General features: G+C 51.9%; 14 protein-coding genes. 6 read left to right on the top strand and 8 right to left on the bottom strand.

Features of this window, described 5'->3' with window-relative positions; genetic code table 11:
- Positions 1 to 9: 9 nt before the first annotated feature.
- Positions 10 to 984 (bottom strand): M48 family metalloprotease, encoded by a 975-nt coding sequence (locus O146_RS0105485; protein ID WP_021352609.1) that lies wholly within the window; start codon positions 982 to 984, stop codon positions 10 to 12.
- A gap of 196 nt (positions 985 to 1,180) precedes the next feature.
- On the opposite strand from O146_RS0105485, the gene hrpA reads away from it, so the two are divergent.
- Complete coding sequence (gene hrpA / locus O146_RS0105475) at positions 1,181 to 5,242, top strand: ATP-dependent RNA helicase HrpA (RefSeq protein ID WP_027017893.1); 4,062 nt, start codon at positions 1,181 to 1,183, stop codon at positions 5,240 to 5,242.
- A 35-nt stretch (positions 5,243 to 5,277) separates the two neighbouring features.
- Here the strand turns inward: hrpA and nrdR are convergent, their stop codons facing one another.
- Positions 5,278 to 5,733 (bottom strand): transcriptional regulator NrdR, encoded by a 456-nt coding sequence (nrdR, locus tag O146_RS0105470; protein WP_023019363.1) that lies wholly within the window; start codon positions 5,731 to 5,733, stop codon positions 5,278 to 5,280.
- 90 nt (positions 5,734 to 5,823) lie between these two features.
- On the bottom strand, positions 5,824 to 6,150 hold the full coding sequence (locus tag O146_RS12605) for a hypothetical protein (protein ID WP_126849813.1): 327 nt from the start codon (positions 6,148 to 6,150) through the stop codon (positions 5,824 to 5,826).
- A 279-nt stretch (positions 6,151 to 6,429) separates the two neighbouring features.
- Between O146_RS12605 and lexA the strand changes: the two genes are divergently transcribed.
- Positions 6,430 to 7,143: a transcriptional repressor LexA gene (lexA, locus tag O146_RS0105460; RefSeq protein ID WP_023019361.1), complete on the top strand. Its 714-nt coding sequence runs from the start codon at positions 6,430 to 6,432 to the stop codon at positions 7,141 to 7,143.
- Positions 7,144 to 7,190: 47 nt separating this feature from the next.
- Positions 7,191 to 7,970: a DeoR/GlpR family DNA-binding transcription regulator gene (locus O146_RS0105455; protein WP_021352616.1), complete on the top strand. Its 780-nt coding sequence runs from the start codon at positions 7,191 to 7,193 to the stop codon at positions 7,968 to 7,970.
- 32 nt (positions 7,971 to 8,002) lie between these two features.
- On the opposite strand, the gene O146_RS0105450 is transcribed toward O146_RS0105455, so the two are convergent.
- Positions 8,003 to 9,265, bottom strand: coding sequence for a uracil-xanthine permease family protein (locus O146_RS0105450; RefSeq protein WP_051619279.1), 1,263 nt, complete (start codon positions 9,263 to 9,265; stop codon positions 8,003 to 8,005).
- A 35-nt stretch (positions 9,266 to 9,300) separates the two neighbouring features.
- Complete coding sequence (hflX, locus tag O146_RS0105445) at positions 9,301 to 10,953, bottom strand: GTPase HflX (protein WP_051619295.1); 1,653 nt, start codon at positions 10,951 to 10,953, stop codon at positions 9,301 to 9,303.
- A gap of 79 nt (positions 10,954 to 11,032) precedes the next feature.
- Here hflX and O146_RS0105440 point away from each other — a divergent pair, with 79 nt between their 5' ends.
- Together O146_RS0105440 and O146_RS0105435 are read left to right on the top strand one after the other, a co-directional pair.
- Positions 11,033 to 11,809 (top strand): hypothetical protein, encoded by a 777-nt coding sequence (locus O146_RS0105440; protein WP_021352619.1) that lies wholly within the window; start codon positions 11,033 to 11,035, stop codon positions 11,807 to 11,809.
- Between the two features lie 121 nt (positions 11,810 to 11,930).
- Positions 11,931 to 12,470: a hypothetical protein gene (locus tag O146_RS0105435; protein ID WP_023019357.1), complete on the top strand. Its 540-nt coding sequence runs from the start codon at positions 11,931 to 11,933 to the stop codon at positions 12,468 to 12,470.
- Positions 12,471 to 12,518: 48 nt separating this feature from the next.
- On the opposite strand, the gene dapF is transcribed toward O146_RS0105435, so the two are convergent.
- Genes dapF through O146_RS11220 form a run of 3 tightly spaced genes read right to left on the bottom strand, consistent with a single transcriptional unit; the run spans position 12,519 to position 15,219 of the window.
- Positions 12,519 to 13,400, bottom strand: coding sequence for a diaminopimelate epimerase (gene dapF / locus O146_RS0105430; RefSeq protein ID WP_021352622.1), 882 nt, complete (start codon positions 13,398 to 13,400; stop codon positions 12,519 to 12,521).
- An 11-nt stretch (positions 13,401 to 13,411) separates the two neighbouring features.
- Entirely contained in the window at positions 13,412 to 14,392 is a 981-nt protein-coding gene (gene miaA, locus O146_RS11225) for a tRNA (adenosine(37)-N6)-dimethylallyltransferase MiaA (protein ID WP_051619278.1), read from the bottom strand.
- Positions 14,393 to 14,421: 29 nt separating this feature from the next.
- Positions 14,422 to 15,219, bottom strand: a complete 798-nt coding sequence (locus O146_RS11220) for a hypothetical protein (protein ID WP_155896240.1) — start codon at positions 15,217 to 15,219, stop codon at positions 14,422 to 14,424.
- A 193-nt stretch (positions 15,220 to 15,412) separates the two neighbouring features.
- Here O146_RS11220 and O146_RS0105415 point away from each other — a divergent pair, with 193 nt between their 5' ends.
- Positions 15,413 to 16,777, top strand: coding sequence for a DUF349 domain-containing protein (locus tag O146_RS0105415; RefSeq protein ID WP_027017890.1), 1,365 nt, complete (start codon positions 15,413 to 15,415; stop codon positions 16,775 to 16,777).
- Positions 16,778 to 16,793: the final 16 nt, after the last annotated feature.

The raw sequence follows: 16,793 nt of genomic DNA, 5'->3' as shown, positions 1-16,793 counted from the left end.
GCAGGTCGGCTATGCGGTGCTAGGTACCGCCTGGCGGAACATGTGAGCCGTCACAAGCGACCATGCGGGAACAACAACAATTAAGACCAAACCAAAGCTAATCAGCAAAGCGACAGTCACTACCAGATTAGCGACGATCGCAAACAACAATAACTTGGCAAAATTAGTCCAGCCGATCCCCCAGCCGGTTTTCATACTTGCTCCAAAACCGAACTGCCCGCTGACTGCTGCCCAGCTCATAAACATGCTCAACACCGACCACGCAACCATCGCGACGGCTCCAATAAGCATCATGGCGATGCCGGAAGCGCTAAAACTGTTGCTTTCTGGTGCTCCATCGCTGAAAGCTCGTCCTAATGGGGAGACTGCGATAAAATAAAGAATTCCGCTCACAATCGAGACGGCTAACATTACGCCAATAGCCCGAAGCAACGGGGTGTCTTTCCACAAATACCCCCACCCGGTATTTGCATCATCTACTTGAAAGATTGCCAACCGATAAAAATATGGGGTGAGAACCAAGGTGATCAGGATGATGCCAAGCGTGATTACATCAGAAACTGTCCCCGAAAACAGCTCTCCCCCGGTTTCTTCAAGCGTTCCCGGATCAGCAATTGACGCTATGACTGCGATCTGCGCAGCCACTGCTGCAATAATCCCGATAAACACAATCAGACCTAAAACAATCCACAACTTCGCATTTCTAAAGGTCGTAGCAAATCCCCAAGAAATGGCTTCAAGAATGTTGATTTTTCCTGGTTCTTGTTGCGCAGACACTTGCCCGTTGTGTTGAGCAGAGCTTTCCCCAGGATTGCTATAAGCACCATACGCTGCTTGCTCAGACCCCTGGTAGCCGAATTCAGGACGGTCTTCCGGGTGGTTGCTTGGTGGGTAAAACGGTTGTTGCTGTGAACCGCCACCATCTGGGTTTTCTTTGCTATTAGAATTGTCGTCTGCATTATGTCCGCGTGGGGGGTTAGTCATAGCACTCCCTAATCTCGCTGCTCATCCAATCGAAACTCATTTCCGGTATCCATGATACCGAGTTTCTCATCGGATTTAGGTTAGCCAGACTCACGACCGCTAAACTAGCACTATCGTTATGAATGACTCCGAACAACCAAACCAAAGCCATAAAAATGTGGATCACCAGCGTTCTTCGCCTTCTATAAACCCTCTTATGAATTCCTCTTTCACAAACTCAAAATGCCAAAACCAAACTGACACTGTTCCAAGCAAGCACGAGCTCTACCAGCGTCTTGAGCAGTTACGTTACGCAGACCAGCAACGCTTCCGCCGTAGATTATCGAAAGCCAAAACCGCGAAAGCCTTAAACGCTATTTCCGACGATCTCGACAAAGCTGCGGCAATCATTCCGGCTATTGAACAACACATTCCCACCATTGATTTTCCCGGTACTTTGCCGGTGAGCCAGAGCGTCGACGAAATTGCCGAAGCAATCACTGAAAATCAAGTCGTCGTCATTGCTGGTGAGACCGGTTCGGGAAAAACTACGCAAATCCCCAAAATTTGTTTGCAACTCGGACGTGGCCGCTATGGGTTGATTGGACATACTCAGCCACGTCGGCTTGCAGCACGAACCGTTGCTGAGCGCATTAGTGATGAACTGAACCAAAAGATTGGACAATCGGTTGGCTACGCCATTCGCTTCGATGACCGCGTAGGCAAAAATGCGGCAGTCAAGCTGATGACTGACGGCATTCTGCTGGCAGAATTGCAACGAGATCCGTACCTTTATGCTTACGACACCATCATTATCGACGAGGCTCATGAACGCAGTTTAAATATCGATTTTCTACTAGGGTATCTCAAGCGTCTACTGCCTAAACGACCAGACCTCAAGGTCATTATTACCTCGGCGACAATTGACCCGCAGAGCTTCGCCGAGCATTTCCGCGATCCGAAGACGCACAAGCCCGCGCCTGTGATTGAAGTGTCCGGCCGTACTTACCCGGTTGAGGTTCGCTATCAACCACTCGAGATTGAGGTTGACGGCAAGACTGTAGCCATCGATCCCCTAGATGGTTTGTGTACTGCGGCAGAACAGCTACTAGCCGAAGGAAACGGCGATATTTTGTGCTTTTTCCCTGGTGAACGTGAAATTCGCGATGCCCAAGAAGCACTCGAGAAAAAGCGCTTTCGCGGTGTCGAAATTGTCCCATTGTTTGGTCGTTTGTCGAACCAAGAACAGCACCGAGTGTTCGCACCTCATTCGAAACGGCGGATTGTCTTGGCCACGAACATCGCTGAAACCTCACTGACAGTGCCCGGGATCCATTATGTAATCGATACTGGAACGGCACGTATTTCCCGATATTCGACGCGGACAAAAGTTCAACGTTTACCGATTGAACCTATCTCACAAGCCAGCGCCAACCAGCGCGCTGGCCGTTGCGGACGCATCGCAGATGGTATCGCGATTCGTTTGTACTCTGAAGAGGATTTCTTTTCTCGCCCAGAATTTACTGACCCGGAAATTCTGCGGACCAACCTAGCGAGCGTCATTTTGCAAATGTCCGCGCTCCGGCTCGGAGCAGTTGCGGATTTTCCGTTTGTGCAATCGCCGGAACATAAAGCAGTCCGCGATGGGTTAGTTCTGCTAAGTGAACTGGACGCAATTGATTCGACCGCAAACTCCGATTCTGCACCACAACTAACCAAAATCGGCAAACAACTCGCACGAATTCCGGTTGACCCGCGCTTGGCCCGTATGTTGGTAGAAGCTGAACGCCTAGAATGTCTGCAACCCGTCATCGTTATCGTTGCGGCCATGACGCTGCAAGATGTCCGTGAACGCCCTCTTGAACAGCAGCAACAAGCGGACCAAGCCCATGCACGTTTCCGCTCTCACTCCAGTGATTTTTTGGGCTTGTTGTCATTGTGGGGTTATATCACTGAACAACGCGCGGAATTGTCCGGCAATCAATTTCGGAAACGCATGAAAGAAGAATTCTTACATTTCATGCGAATCCGGGAGTGGTTCGATTTGGTCCGTCAGCTCCAAGACATCGCCCTGGATATGAAGTGGACGATCTCAAACAACAAGGATAAACAACACGGTGGCATCTCGATCACCGATGGAAAATTCTCCGGCGACTCATCCGCGATACACCGCGCGCTCCTCACAGGCTTGCTGTCGAATATCGGATCGCGCGTGAGTGATTCTGCGGAATTCCAAGGTGCGCGCGGGACCCGTTTTATGATTTTCCCGGGGTCTGGAGTGGCAAAAAAGCCTCCAGAATTGCTGATGGCATCCGAGCTTGTGGAAACCTCGAAACTTTTCGCACGTGGTGTGGCTGCTATTGAGCCCTCCTGGGTGGAAACCGCTGCCCGCTCATTACTCAAACACCAGTACTCAGACCCGAGCTGGTCCTATAAACGCGGAGCTGCGGTGGCAACCCAACGTTCCACACTTTATGGAGTTCCTATCGTCGCTGATCGAACGATTTCTTATCATCGTGTCGATCCAGAAGCCGCCCGGGCAATGTTTATTCAGCATGCACTCATTGCTGGCGAGTGGAAGACTTCACATAAGTTTTTTCATCAAAACCTAGAGAAGCTTTCTACTGCAGGCGAATATGAAGAAAAAGCCCGTAGACGAGGCATCATCGTTGATGAGGATACCCTCTTCGAATTCTACGACCAGCGAATTCCAAATTCTGTGACCCATTCGAAAGCTTTCGATGGCTGGTGGAAAAAAGCACGCAGAAAACAACCGAACTTGCTGGATTTTGATCCCGACAAGCTGCTCACTGACGGGGCGAGTGCTGTCACTGAACAAGATTTCCCAAATCATTGGCGGCACGGTGGATTAGACCTAGAGCTGACGTATTTATTTGAACCAGGCCACCGCCGTGATGGCATAACGGTAAATATCCCGGTGCCCATGTTGGCCAACGTAGATCCAGAACCATTCGAGTGGTTGGTTCCTGGGCTACGCGAAGAGCTAGTGACAGAGCTGATTCGGAGTTTGCCTAAAGCATTACGCCGCAGCTTGGTTCCAGCACCAGATTTCGCCGCACAAGCCATAGATCATTTACTGCCTTACGAAACAGATTTACTGCAGCAGGTTGCGGAAGCTTTCCACCAAATAGGTGCACGTGGCATTAATGCCAGCGATTTTTCACCGGAGAAACTGCCTCCGCATCTACACATGACTTTTGCTGCTATCGATAAGCGCGGGAAAATTATCGATGACGATAAAGATCTCAGTGCTCTGCAACAGCGCCAAGCAGGCAAAATTAGCGCTTCAATTACCAAAAAAATGGAAAACAGGGTCCAGCAATCGCAAAATTCATCGCAAACAGATGCTAGACCCCGTATGCACACTACCCAGCGCACATACGTCTCTGCTTGGACTAAAGAAAACTTGGGCACCATCCCCGAGCAGATCGAGCACGAAGTCGATAATCATTTGGTCACGGCCTATCCCGCGCTCACGATCAACGAACAAGGGCTATCAGTTCAGTACTACCCAACTCGCGCAGCTGCAGATACTGCGATGATGACCGCCACGCTGACATTGTTATTGCGAAGTTTGAGCGTGAATACCCAGAAAATGGTTAATGGTCTACCGCTGCAACAACGAGTCGCTGTCGAACACTGCCCTCACGGCGGTGCCGACGGGTTGGTCGCTGATGCCCGCATTGCAGCATTGCGCGATTTACTGATAGCAGAAGGAGGGCCAGTACGGAGCCCCGATGAATTCGAGAAACTGAAAGCCGCTATCGGAGGAAAACTCCCACGCGAAGTACGTCAAGCCGTCGTCACATTGGCACCCGGATTGGTGCGGTATTCTGCACTCGCCGACGAGCTAAGCAACTGGGAAGGTCCAGCGATTGATGATATGAGAGGTCAATTGGATTTCTTATTCCCCAAGCAAGCTATCAGCACCCACGGAATACAACAGCTACGTCATCTGCCTCGGTATTTGCGAGCGATAGAAATTCGTTTATCTGACATGACAACTGCCCCAGACAAGGATGGAGAACGCCAAGACATTATCGATGACTGCCACGCTTATTTAGAAAATCGCCTACGCCGACTTCCTTCCGGAGCGGAAAGATCTTCGGCTGTGGCAAAAATTCGGTGGATGATCGAAGAACTACGAGTGAGCTTATTCGCACAGCGCTTGGGAACTGCACATCCTGTTTCTGCGCGACGGATCCACAAAGCTATCGATGCCGTCGGTAAAAATTCTCCAACTAAATCACAAAAGTAACAGCGTTGCACTGCTGTTACGTAGACCGAATGTAATTAGTCTTCGCGTTCACGGCGGCGCATCAACCGGATTTCTGATTCGAAATCCTGTGCGCTGTCGAACGATTTATAGACCGAGGCAAAACGCAAATAAGCCACTTCGTCGAGTTCACGAAGGGGTTCCAAGATAGCCAGACCGATAGCGTTTGCATCAACCTGAGAGCTGCCGTGCCCACGAACAGTTTCTTCAACCTGCTGTGCCAGTCGTTTCAAAGAATCTTCGGTAACAGGCCGCCCTTGGCAGGCGCGGTGGACACCGCGGATGAGCTTGTCGCGCGAAAACGGCTCGGTCAACCCATTTCTCTTTGTCACCAGCAATACTGATTTTTCTACAGTCGTAAAACGCCCTTGACATTCGGTACATTCCCGACGTCGGCGTATGGCAACACCGGCATCGACTAGGCGCGAATCTACGACTCTGGACTGTTCATGGTGACAGAATGGGCAGTACACAGCCTAGTCATCCTCCTTGTAGCGTAAGCCTTCAACAGATTCACTAAGACAACCGAACGGTTAATAGCAATCACTAACGATCTTAGGCATTTAAGCTGCACCAACGAAAACTCCCAGGGCCATAATCAGCCCTAGCACTACTCCCATCAAATACGGTGCTATACCAACCGAAGATCGCGGCTGTGCCGCCCGAGACAGCTGTAGACTACCTTGCTCCAGATCATCCGGAACCAGCGAAATTGGCTGCAAGGTGTAAATCATTTCACGGGGATGCTCATTCGTGCATTGCTGGGGCTCCCACTGCGCAACAGGGGAAACAACATTATTAGGTCTATGATTAGAAACCACAACCACGCGCGGGGACGTACCCCGGTCTATGCGAATCATGACGACAGTCCACGCTCCTTCCGAACTCATGCGATGAATTGGACTAGTAACTTCGGCTAGCTACCGAATACCAGCTCACCACCGACCGACTATTGCCTAGCCGTTCAATCGGCTTACACTGAATCCTATAAAGTGAGTCTCACACCACCCCTACAAAAACTAGTAATTGTGTTCGATTAGTACTTCGATTAGACTCGGATTCACCACACGGAAGCAATTTTCCATCTACATTCAATATCCAAAATGTGAACTACAGCATTAAGGTTGTTCATATTGGACGATCGTTGACGAGAATTTAAGGAGTTATGCATGCCGCGCCCACGCACTTCATCAGCACCGAAACCTACCTTCGAACAACTCTCCGACCGACAACGCCGCATCCTAGAAGTTATCCGTGATGCTGTCATGCTGCGTGGATACCCTCCGAGCATTCGGGAAATTGGTGATACCGCCGGCCTGCAATCCACATCATCTGTGGCATACCAGTTAAAACAGCTGGAAGAAAAAGGCTTTTTACAGCGCGACCCAAACAAACCGCGCGCCATGATCGTGCGCAATATGCCAGAGACGAAAAAACCAGGTAGGCGCACAAATAACGCAGAACGCAACGTTAATAGCGGGTCACAAGCACCAACAGATGCTTCTGGTTATTGCTACGTCCCCGTATTAGGACGTATCGCTGCCGGTACTCCTATTACCGCAGAAGAGAATATCGACTCGTATTACCCCATGCCGAAAGAAATCGTCGGTGGCGGAGATCTCTTCATGTTGCAAGTCGTTGGTGAGTCCATGAAAGACGCTGGGATCTTAGACGGCGACTGGGTGGTTGTACGCTCACAAAAAGTGGCCGAAGTCGGCGAATTCGTTGCCGCGCTGTTAGACGGTGACGAAGCCACTGTCAAAGAATTTCACCGCGATTCGTCCGGAATTTGGCTACTACCCCACAACGATGCATTTAGCCCTATTCCCGGTGATGAAGCCGAAATAATGGGCAAGGTTGTTTCTGTGATGCGCAAACTTTAACCCGAGATTGGCCCACTCCGGCTCAGCAGAAAGGACACTATACAAACATGTACGCCGAGGAACGACGCCGTCATATTGCTTCCCTGGCGGCAGTCGATGGTTGGGTCAAAGTTGGGTCTCTTGCCGAGCGCTTCGCAGTAACCTCGGAGACAATTCGTCGGGATCTTGCGGCTCTCGATGCAATTGGAGCCGTTCACCGTGTACGCGGCGGCGCACGTGCAGCGCACAGCTATCAGACCTCAGAGGTGCCATTGGCCGATCGAAATCGTTCGGCCACAGAAGCGAAGCTCGCTATCGCAACGGCAGCCTTAGACTTTGTTCCGAAATCCGGCACAATTTTTATCGGGGCTGGAACCACCAATAATTCACTGGCGGAATTTTTAGGGCAAACGGAACGCGCAGCCGACCTCAATATCGTCATCAACAGTTTGCCGGGCGCCTTGAGCCTTGCTTCCTACGGTCTCGATAATGTCCAACTACTAGGCGGAACCGTGCGCGGTATGACCCAATCCATAGTCGGTCCCACCGCTTTGCGCTATTTAGCTTTACAAAGAGCCAGCGTCGCTTTCATCGGTACAGATGCCCTGACTGTGGAACATGGATTATCCACTGCAGACACCCAAGAAGCGGCTATCAAAACCGCATTTATGACGAACGCTGAAAAGGTCGTAGTGCTTTGCGATTCCAGCAAGCTTGGTCGAGATTACCTCGTTAGTTTCGCAACCATCCGAGATATCGATGTGTTGATCACTGACTCTGCAGCACCAGATTCTCTCGTTACTGCTGTAAAGAAACAGGGTGTGAACGTCATCGTCGTCCAACGTTAACGTAGCCCTGTCGCATGACGACTTAAGTTGCGTTAGGCCTGCCCCTCTCCGATTCGCCCATATAGATAACGCATAATCGGATACAGCACCATGATTCCTACTGACCCCCAGGCGATACCTTCTAGCTCGATTGGGCCAACAGACAGCGTTAAATTACCGATCCCCGCAACCAAAGCAATCGCAGCAGCAGTCAGGTTCACCGGGTTGTTGAAGTTGACCTTATTGTCCATCCAAATGCGTACACCCAACATGCCAATCAAGCCGTAGAGTAACAGCGTGGCGCCTCCCAGCACTCCCACCGGGATACTGAAGATCAAAGCCCCAAATTTCGGGATAAATGCTAGCGCAACCGCTCCCAATGCTGCTACCCAATATGCAGCAGTCGAGTAGACCTTGGTCGCAGCCATGACTCCAATATTTTCTGCATAAGTGGTTGTGCCTGAACCACCTGCACCACCGGCCAAAGTAGTAGCTAACCCATCAGCGAGTAAGGCGTCTCCAGCCAGGTGGTCAACATTGCGACCCGTCATCGCAGACACAGCCTTCACGTGGCCCACGTTTTCTGCGATCAGCACCACCAACACCGGCAGCGTGGTTAGCACGACCGAGAGCTGAAATTCTGGTGTATGGAATTCCGGAATTCCGACCCACGGTGCATTTTCAATCGCCTGTGCAGCTTCGGCATCAACTTCCCCGGTGATAACGGCAAAAATCCACCCTGCAACCACTCCAATGAGGATGCTCAATCTGCTGATCATACCGCGTCCAGCCACCGTAGCGAGTACAATCGCGCCCAGAGTAATACCAGCAACCAGTGGTTGAGCTTGGAAATTTTCTGTCGCAGTCGGCGCTAGATTAAGTCCGATCAAAGCCACAATCGCACCAGTCACCGCAGGAGGTAACACAGCATCAATCACTGAACGGCCGGCAATTTTCACTAGCAGCCCCACCAACATAAGCACGATGCCGGTAACAAAAATTCCGCCCAGCTGCGCGCCGATACCGTGCTGCTGTGAGGCAATCAGCGGTGCGATGAAAGCGAACGAGGAGCCAAGATACGACGGCAACCGGTTGCGGGTAATAAGCAAGAACAGCATCGTGCCCAAACCAGAAAACAACAGTGTGGTGTTGACCGGGAAGCCTGTCAGAGTCGGAACCAACAAAGTCGCCCCAAACATCGCAAAGACATGCTGAATGCCAATGCCTATTGTCCGGGGCCACGAGAGCCGTTCCTCAGGCGCAACAACTGCGCCCTTGTTTATCTTCTTACCGTCACCGTGTAGCGTCCAGCCCATCGAAGTAGTCACGGTTAGTCATTATTGTCGGCGACTTAGCTGGTTTGGTAATCGGATTCGAATTCTGCAAGTTCTTTCGCCATCACCGCTGGTAGACGGACATCAATTACCGTGCCTTCTGCATTGTAGCTTTCGCTGTGGACCGTACCGTACTCGTGAACACGAGAAACAAGGTCACCTCGGGTGTATGGAATTTCCAGCAGCATCCGGGTATCCAGCGAATTCAAAAATAGCTCCACTCTGCCAGAAAGCTCAGCAATCCCTTCCCCCGTTTTCGCAGAGACATACACAACGTTGTCTCTTTCCAGCACATGACGCATCTCGGCTAGCACTAGTGGATCTGCAGCATCAATCTTGTTCATCACAATAATTTCCGGAGGAGCCTGCTGGCCGGTTTCTTCGACAATATCGCTGATGACCTTGTTCACAGCTGTAATTTGTTTCAACGGGAATGGATCTGCAGCATCGACCACGTGCAGCATCACATCGGCCGCAAGCACTTCTTCCAACGTCGATTTGAACGCTTCCACAAGTTGCGTCGGTAGGTGGCGCACGAAACCGACGGTGTCGGTGAAAACGACGCTGCGACCGTCGCCAAGCTGAGCTTTCCGGGTCGTCGGATCAAGAGTCGCAAACAATGCATCTTCGACAAGTACGCCGGCATCAGTCATCGCGTTAATCAAAGAGGACTTTCCGGCGTTCGTATAGCCAGCAATCGCGATTTGTGGCACCAAAGAACCTTGCCGACGAGCACGCTTAACCTCCCGGGCGGTTTTCATCCCGGCTAATGACTTACGCAATCGCGCCATTTCTGCGCGAATCCGGCGACGGTCTGTCTCAATCTTAGTTTCACCCGGACCACGCAAGCCCACACCGCCATTAGAACCGGCACGACCACCAGCCTGGCGGGACAGGCTGCCGCCCCAACCTCGGGTGTGTGTGTAAAGGTATTCAAGTTGTGCGAGCGAGACTTGGGCTTTGCCTTCCTTGGACTTCGCATGCTGGGCAAAAATGTCCAAAATCAGCATCGTTCGGTCAATAACCTTGGTATCAAGCTCGCGTTCCAAAGCCGTGAGCTGACCTGGGTTAAGCTCGCCGTCACAGATAACGGTGTCCGCACCATATTCCTGAACCAGTGATTTCAACTGTTGTACCTTACCCGAGCCAATGAATGTCCCAGAGTCAGGCGAATCACGCTTTTGGTACAAAATTTCGAGTACCTCAGCGCCGGCGGTCTCAGCCAAAGCAGCTAGTTCTTCTAGCGTCGCCTCCAATTCGGCGACAGTTCCTTCTGTCCATACACCAACGAGGATTACTTGCTCGAGACGAAGCTTTCGATATTCGACTTCATAGCCATCAGTGGTGTCCTCCGTGCGAATAGTGGTATCCCGAGTGACGCGACGGAATGCGTTTCGTTCCGCCAAATCCATATCCCCGGTAGTCGGCGCACTATCTCTAGAATTATCTCCAGAGACCAGGTCACTACGAATGGCCTCAGATTTCCCAGCCGCAATTTCACTCAAAGCATCTTGCGCGTCAGTGATTGCGAAAGAATCCTGTGCTTCATTATCTTTGAATGCTGCTTCGAGGAGTTCATCATGCGCAGCGTTAGAGGTTTTAGAGGAGTTATGCTTGGCGTCAATATTTTTAGAGCCAGCAGAAAAGCTATGTGAAAAATTCTTTGTCATCTTGTTTCCCATTATGCCAGCCACATCGCTATAAATCGAGGTTTCGCAGCTTTTCCGGTATTCGCTACACTGGGGCGCTATGACGGCGACGAAACAAACCAACTTATCCGCGATCGGCATGCACTTCGATAACTGGCAGGATGCCGTTGAAGCAGCCATCGCCACCAACCAGCTCATGGTCACCGGAGAAGTCCGCGGTGGCCAGTTGGTGCAATTCAACGACTCTTCCGGCGCACAGCTAAACATTCTGGCTGTAGAGCCATTTTCTACTTTCGTTGGTTTCAATTCGTTAAGCCAGACTTATGCTCACGTCGAAATGATCAACGACGTGCTCAGCCTGTGCGAAATTATTGATCCGCAAGGAACGCCCGTAGCAACCGTGACTGCACACCTAGCACAGGGGCCATTGCTTGCCGATGAACCTGCGCAGCCATGGCAGCAAGTCACCATGGCGGTGCTTGCCGACGACGTCGAAGTCATTTCCGATGCCGCCACATGGCAACAGCGCAACCCGGACGGACAGCTTGGTTCTGTCAGTTCTCGTGGTGCTGCGATTATCGAGTCTGGTTCTGGAGCACAAACCCCAGATGCCGCCACGACTTTTTCCGGTCAAGTAATCCAGTCCACTACGTTGCGCAACCAGCTGACCGGACAGGAATTTCATCATCTCGTATTGGATGCCCAGTTCCCACTGGACGTTTGCATCGCCACCGATGCATTAGCAACAGTTCCAGAAAAGGGGCAGATTGTACACGGTAATGGTACGTTGACCGCTGCAATCCTTGCCCCTAGCGGCGGTTGTGGATCTGGCGGCTGTGGCTGCGGTTCCGGCGGCTGTGGCTGCGGCGGACACTAGTACCCCAGGCACAAGCACAAACACTGTAGTAGATATAGGCTGGTAAGCGGACCCGAGGTATACCAACGATCGACTATCAAGTAGCAGCTTTGTATGTCACGCTAGTTTTTTAGGTTAGGTTATGTCTTCAACTACCCCCGGCGGTTATTCTCGCCAACGCATCGGCATCATCATTGTCGCATTGTTTGCGAGCTTCCTGGTGTGGTGGTGGTTGAAAGCCGCCGGAATCATCCTGGTGTTGGTAATCGGCGTCTTAGCCTGGTATTACGTTTCTTCGCGGCCTTCCTCAAATGAGGTACAAGCACTACGTGCCTCGATAAAGCTTTCACTCGACGAATTAGACGATGTGATCGCCGAATACGACGAGTTCGCTTACTCCCAAGAACCGGATTCTCTGGCTGACCGAACTATTCACCGCCCAGAACTGTTAAATAGCGACAGCGATGAGCCAGAGATCGAACGTTTTCACTACGAATATTCCACTGCACAGCGCTATCGCAACCGCATGCATGCGCATCTAGCTAACCCCCGCTTGGGAGTAAACCAGCTTGAAAGACTATTAAAAATTTCGGACGAACGAGTGTCCAACCTCCGGGAACATTGGTTCGCCGCGCGTCGTGCCGCCCAGCGCAAAGGGCCCGGCTCCACGAGAAGCAACTAACGGTAGCTACTCCGGTCCGAGGGACAGAATCCGTAGTTGCAAAAACTGTTACTGGTCCGCCAGTTCAATGTGGAAGGTACCTTGGGCAACGATGCGCGATGGGCCTGTCAGCGTTGCACCATCCTCACGGATTTCGACAGTTACAGTTCCCCCCGGTACGACGACGGTGACCGTGCCTTCTTGCTTGCCAGCATCCGCAAGGACTGCACAAGCTGTTGCTACAGTTCCAGTTCCGCAGGATTTTGTTTCACCAACCCCACGTTCAAAAACGCGCATATGCGTTGTGCCATCCACTAGTGGAGTCGCGATCTCCACATTGACTCCTGCCGGGAAGAAATCCTCATCAATACGCGGCGTCTGCAGCTGGAGACGAGCAATATCCTCCGAGTTCCATCCTGGAACTACCACCGCAAGGTGTGGGTTCCCCACATCGACCGCAATTCCTGCAAAAGATTCCCGGCCAATATGAGCCGTCGACAAGCCTGTGATTTCAGCCCGCCCCATTTCCACGCTGATAACTGCTTGCTGGCTATCCGGTATCCGCCCCGAATCGTCAACTTCCGCAACCTTGATGGTTTTATCCCCGGCGCGAGTAGCAATGCTGAATTGTGGCACCGTCTCGTAGCCCTGACGATAGAGCCAATGAGCAAAGACTCGAGTTCCATTGCCACACATCTCAGCTATAGAACCATCGGCGTTGCGGTAGTCCATGAACCAAGTGGCATTCGATTCGGATACTTGCGACACGTGTGGTTTTACGTGCTCGGTGCGAACAACACGTAGGATGCCATCGGCGCCTATGCCACCGGTGCGGTCACACAATGCTCGAACCTGTTCCTCCGTGAGGTCTCTCTGATTGCTGGGATCGTCAATGATGACGAAATCATTGTGGGTTCCGTGGCCTTTTGCAAAATCTATCTGGAAGTTCACAGGTTTTAAGTTTACCGGGGTGACAACGAACTGTGAGGATTTTCGATAGTCGCGCTCGAATTACCAATAGTGTCCAGGTAGTTAATGGCTTGCCGGTACGGGTCTGCTGTGGCATCGAGCCAGACGATGCGCTTATCACGACGAAACCATGAGCGTTGCCTTCGGGCGTATTGTCGGGTCGCAATCAGTGTTTTTTCTTCGGCTTCTTCTGCGGTGAGCGCGCCGTCCAGCATTGCTAAAACTTGCGCGTATCCAATGGCACGGCCAGCGGTGGAATCAGCCACCAATCCTTGTCCTTGCAGTGCTCGTACTTCTTCTACCAGTCCTTGCTGAAACATATTGCGCGTACGCGTGGCGATGCGCTCGTTGTAGCATTGTGAATCGACATATAAGCCGAAAACCGTGGCGTTCCAACGATAAGCGGAGGTTTTATCTGGTTGGCTGGCTTGGAACGGCTTCCCTGTTAGTTCGATGACCTCCAAGGCACGGACGATGCGGCGTGGGTCGTTTTCTTCGATCACCGCAGCAGCAGCTGGGTCTACCTCCCGCAATTTGCGGTGGAGTGCTGTAGTACCTATTTCTTCCTGTAACTCATAATATTTCTCACGCACGGCGGGTTCGGTGGGAGGGAATTCCCACTGGTCCAGCAAAGCTTGGGCATACATCATAGATCCACCGACGATGATCGGTGTTTTCCCGCGGTCCAGGGTATCGTTAACATCCGCGACTGCGGCACGCTGAAAGGCCGCAACGGAGGCGGTATCGGTGACAGCAAGCACGTCGAGTTGGTGGTGCGGAATTCCCTGACGTTCTATCGGGTGCAGTTTAGCGGTGCCGATATCCATACCACGATAAAGCTGCATGGAATCAACATTGACAACTTCCCCGTCGAAATACTGCGCCAAGGCGAGTCCGAGATCTGATTTTCCCACCCCAGTGGGCCCCACTACTGCTAATGGTCGTGGGGTATGAATTCTATTTGCGCTTGCCATATCCTCTGCAAACCCCTTTGTGAAAACTATTAAAATTCCTGCTGGAAAAATCTATTGAAAACAGCTGCAGGCTCGATTAAACCGGTTGCTATATAGCGTGCCACTCCGTGGGTCGTGTCGAGATCGTGCAAATGCAAAGACGTGATTCCTCCTGCAGCTTTCAGCTGTGCAATTTCCAGCCAAAGCTCTGGTTCCCATACCCCTGCGCGAGATAACTGCTCGCTATTCGGATGTGTAGCGAAGCCAGGCCCGCTAGTGTTGCCACCGAGCAATGCTTGCGACCATTGATGTGCGTGCGACGCGGTCGGTAGTTCGGCCAACGGTGCGCTCTGGCTCAGGCCCGCACTGCCGTCTATCCCCATGAGCACCAGTGTTCCTAACTCGTGTTGGTGAGCGGCGAATTCTTGCAGGCTACCGTAGCTAGCAGTGATTAAAGGCTCCAGTTCATTACACAGGTAGCGTAGGACCAATTCCGCCAAATAGTGTCCGTCGGCAAGCTGAATCTCCGGTGCGCCCCACGCGCGGAAATTACCACGATGTTCGGTGCGCCAACGAGGATCTTGCGAGCCGACTAAAACAATCTCGGTAACAGGTGTGCCCGATTCGCGAGTGGTGTCGACAAGCATCCTCAATATTTCGCGAACGCGGTAGCGAATACGGCCGCTAGCGGTATCTGCTGGCGCTAATTGCGCAACAAGTGCAGGACTGGTCGGCACGATGCACAAAGGAAATGCCAGGGTCGAATGGCATATCGGTAAATCATCTGCATGCTTTTCTGCAGGGGTGATTTCTGCCGACTCAGCTGAAGATACGGAATTCATACTCACGATATCTAGCCTAACGGTTGTACCTTGGGAAAGAACGATATTGTATGAAACGACGAAGAAAGGCGTATGGCAGGTAAATTAGAAGTACTAACTTGCTACCCCCTAACAGACCAGAACAACCCAGACCGCACATAAACAACGCCTAGACAGCACCGGCTTGTTTAAGTTCACGAAACTTCGAGGACAATTAGCGATGACACAGCAGCACACCCCTAACCCAACCCCCGCATCTATTCCTAAACCGGGGCCTCGGCCACACGCTTCCGCACGCTCATCCTCCATGTCTGCCTCCACACCGACACCGGTGCCAGTATCTGCGCCGATTACCTCTAATCCGGAGGACCATGGCTATATCTCCACGGATGGAACCGTCTACCTCACCAGTGTTCTTGCTGGAAGTGAGCGCGTAGTCGGCTATTGGCAAGCTGGCAGCAAGGACGAAGGGCTAGCACACTACGGGGCTAAGTTCGACGAATTAGCCACCCAAGCTGAGGTGCTGGAAACTCGTCTACGCGCGCATCCGCATGATGCTGCAGCAATCGCCCGTTCAGCACAATCACAACGCGAAACCCTCCACGATGCTGCAGTCATCGGTAATCTACCCGCCCTGGACGAGCGGCTCGCCGAGATTAGTAAACGCTGCGACGATGCCGCCGAGCAAGCCAAGCGTGATCAGCAGCACCGTGCAACCGAGGCCAAAATTGCCAAAGACCGTTTGGCAACCGAAGCCGAAGAAATTGCAGACAACTCCACAGAGTGGAAAGCAGCAGGTAACCGGTTGCGTGCGATTCTGGAAGAATGGAAGTCCATTAAAGGCCTCAACAGAGCCACCGATGACGAATTGTGGAAACGTTTTTCCCGAGCTCGAGACGCATTCCACCGGCGAAGAGGTGCACACTTCGCAGATCTAGATAAACAACGCGCGCAAGCACAAAAAAGCAAAGAATTATTGGTAGAAAAAGCCGAGGCTTTACAAAACTCCACAGATTGGTCACGTACGGCTGGAGCTTATCGGGATCTCATGCGCGAATGGAAAGCCTCTGGGCGCGCGCCACGGGGTGCTGACGATGCCTTATGGACCCGATTCCGCGCTGCCCAGGATCACTTCTTCAGCGCACGAGATGCCGAACAAGCAGCCAAAGACGAAGAATTTGCTCAAAATGCAGAGCAAAAAGATGCGTTGCTTGCCCACTACGACGAGCTAATTGATCCGTCGAAAGGTATTTCCAGCGCCCGAGAAAAACTCCGAGAATTGCAAGAGAAATGGGACGCGATTGGCTTCGTCCCGCGCAATCAGGTTCGTACATACGAAGACAAGATCGCCGCTATAGAGGCTCGGGTAGCGGAAGCAGAGGATGCGGAATGGAAGCGCACAGACCCCGAAGCACAAGCCCGTATTGCCCAATTTCAAGCAAAAGTCGATGATTTCACTGCGCAAGCCGATGCAGCGCAGAAGGCCGGGAAACAAGCCAAAGCCGAAAACTTGCGCCACCAGGCCGAACAATGGCGCGAATGGACTCGAATGGCTGAACAGAGCCTAGAGAATCCTGAACAATAAAGGAATTTCTAGATTC

It is taken from the genome of Corynebacterium pseudodiphtheriticum DSM 44287 (genome assembly GCF_000688415.1).
In the GTDB taxonomy this organism is placed as follows: Bacteria; Actinomycetota; Actinomycetes; order Mycobacteriales; family Mycobacteriaceae; genus Corynebacterium; species Corynebacterium pseudodiphtheriticum.
The sequence above is the reverse complement of the archived record's forward strand: the minus strand, read 5'-3'. Positions and strand labels throughout refer to the sequence as shown.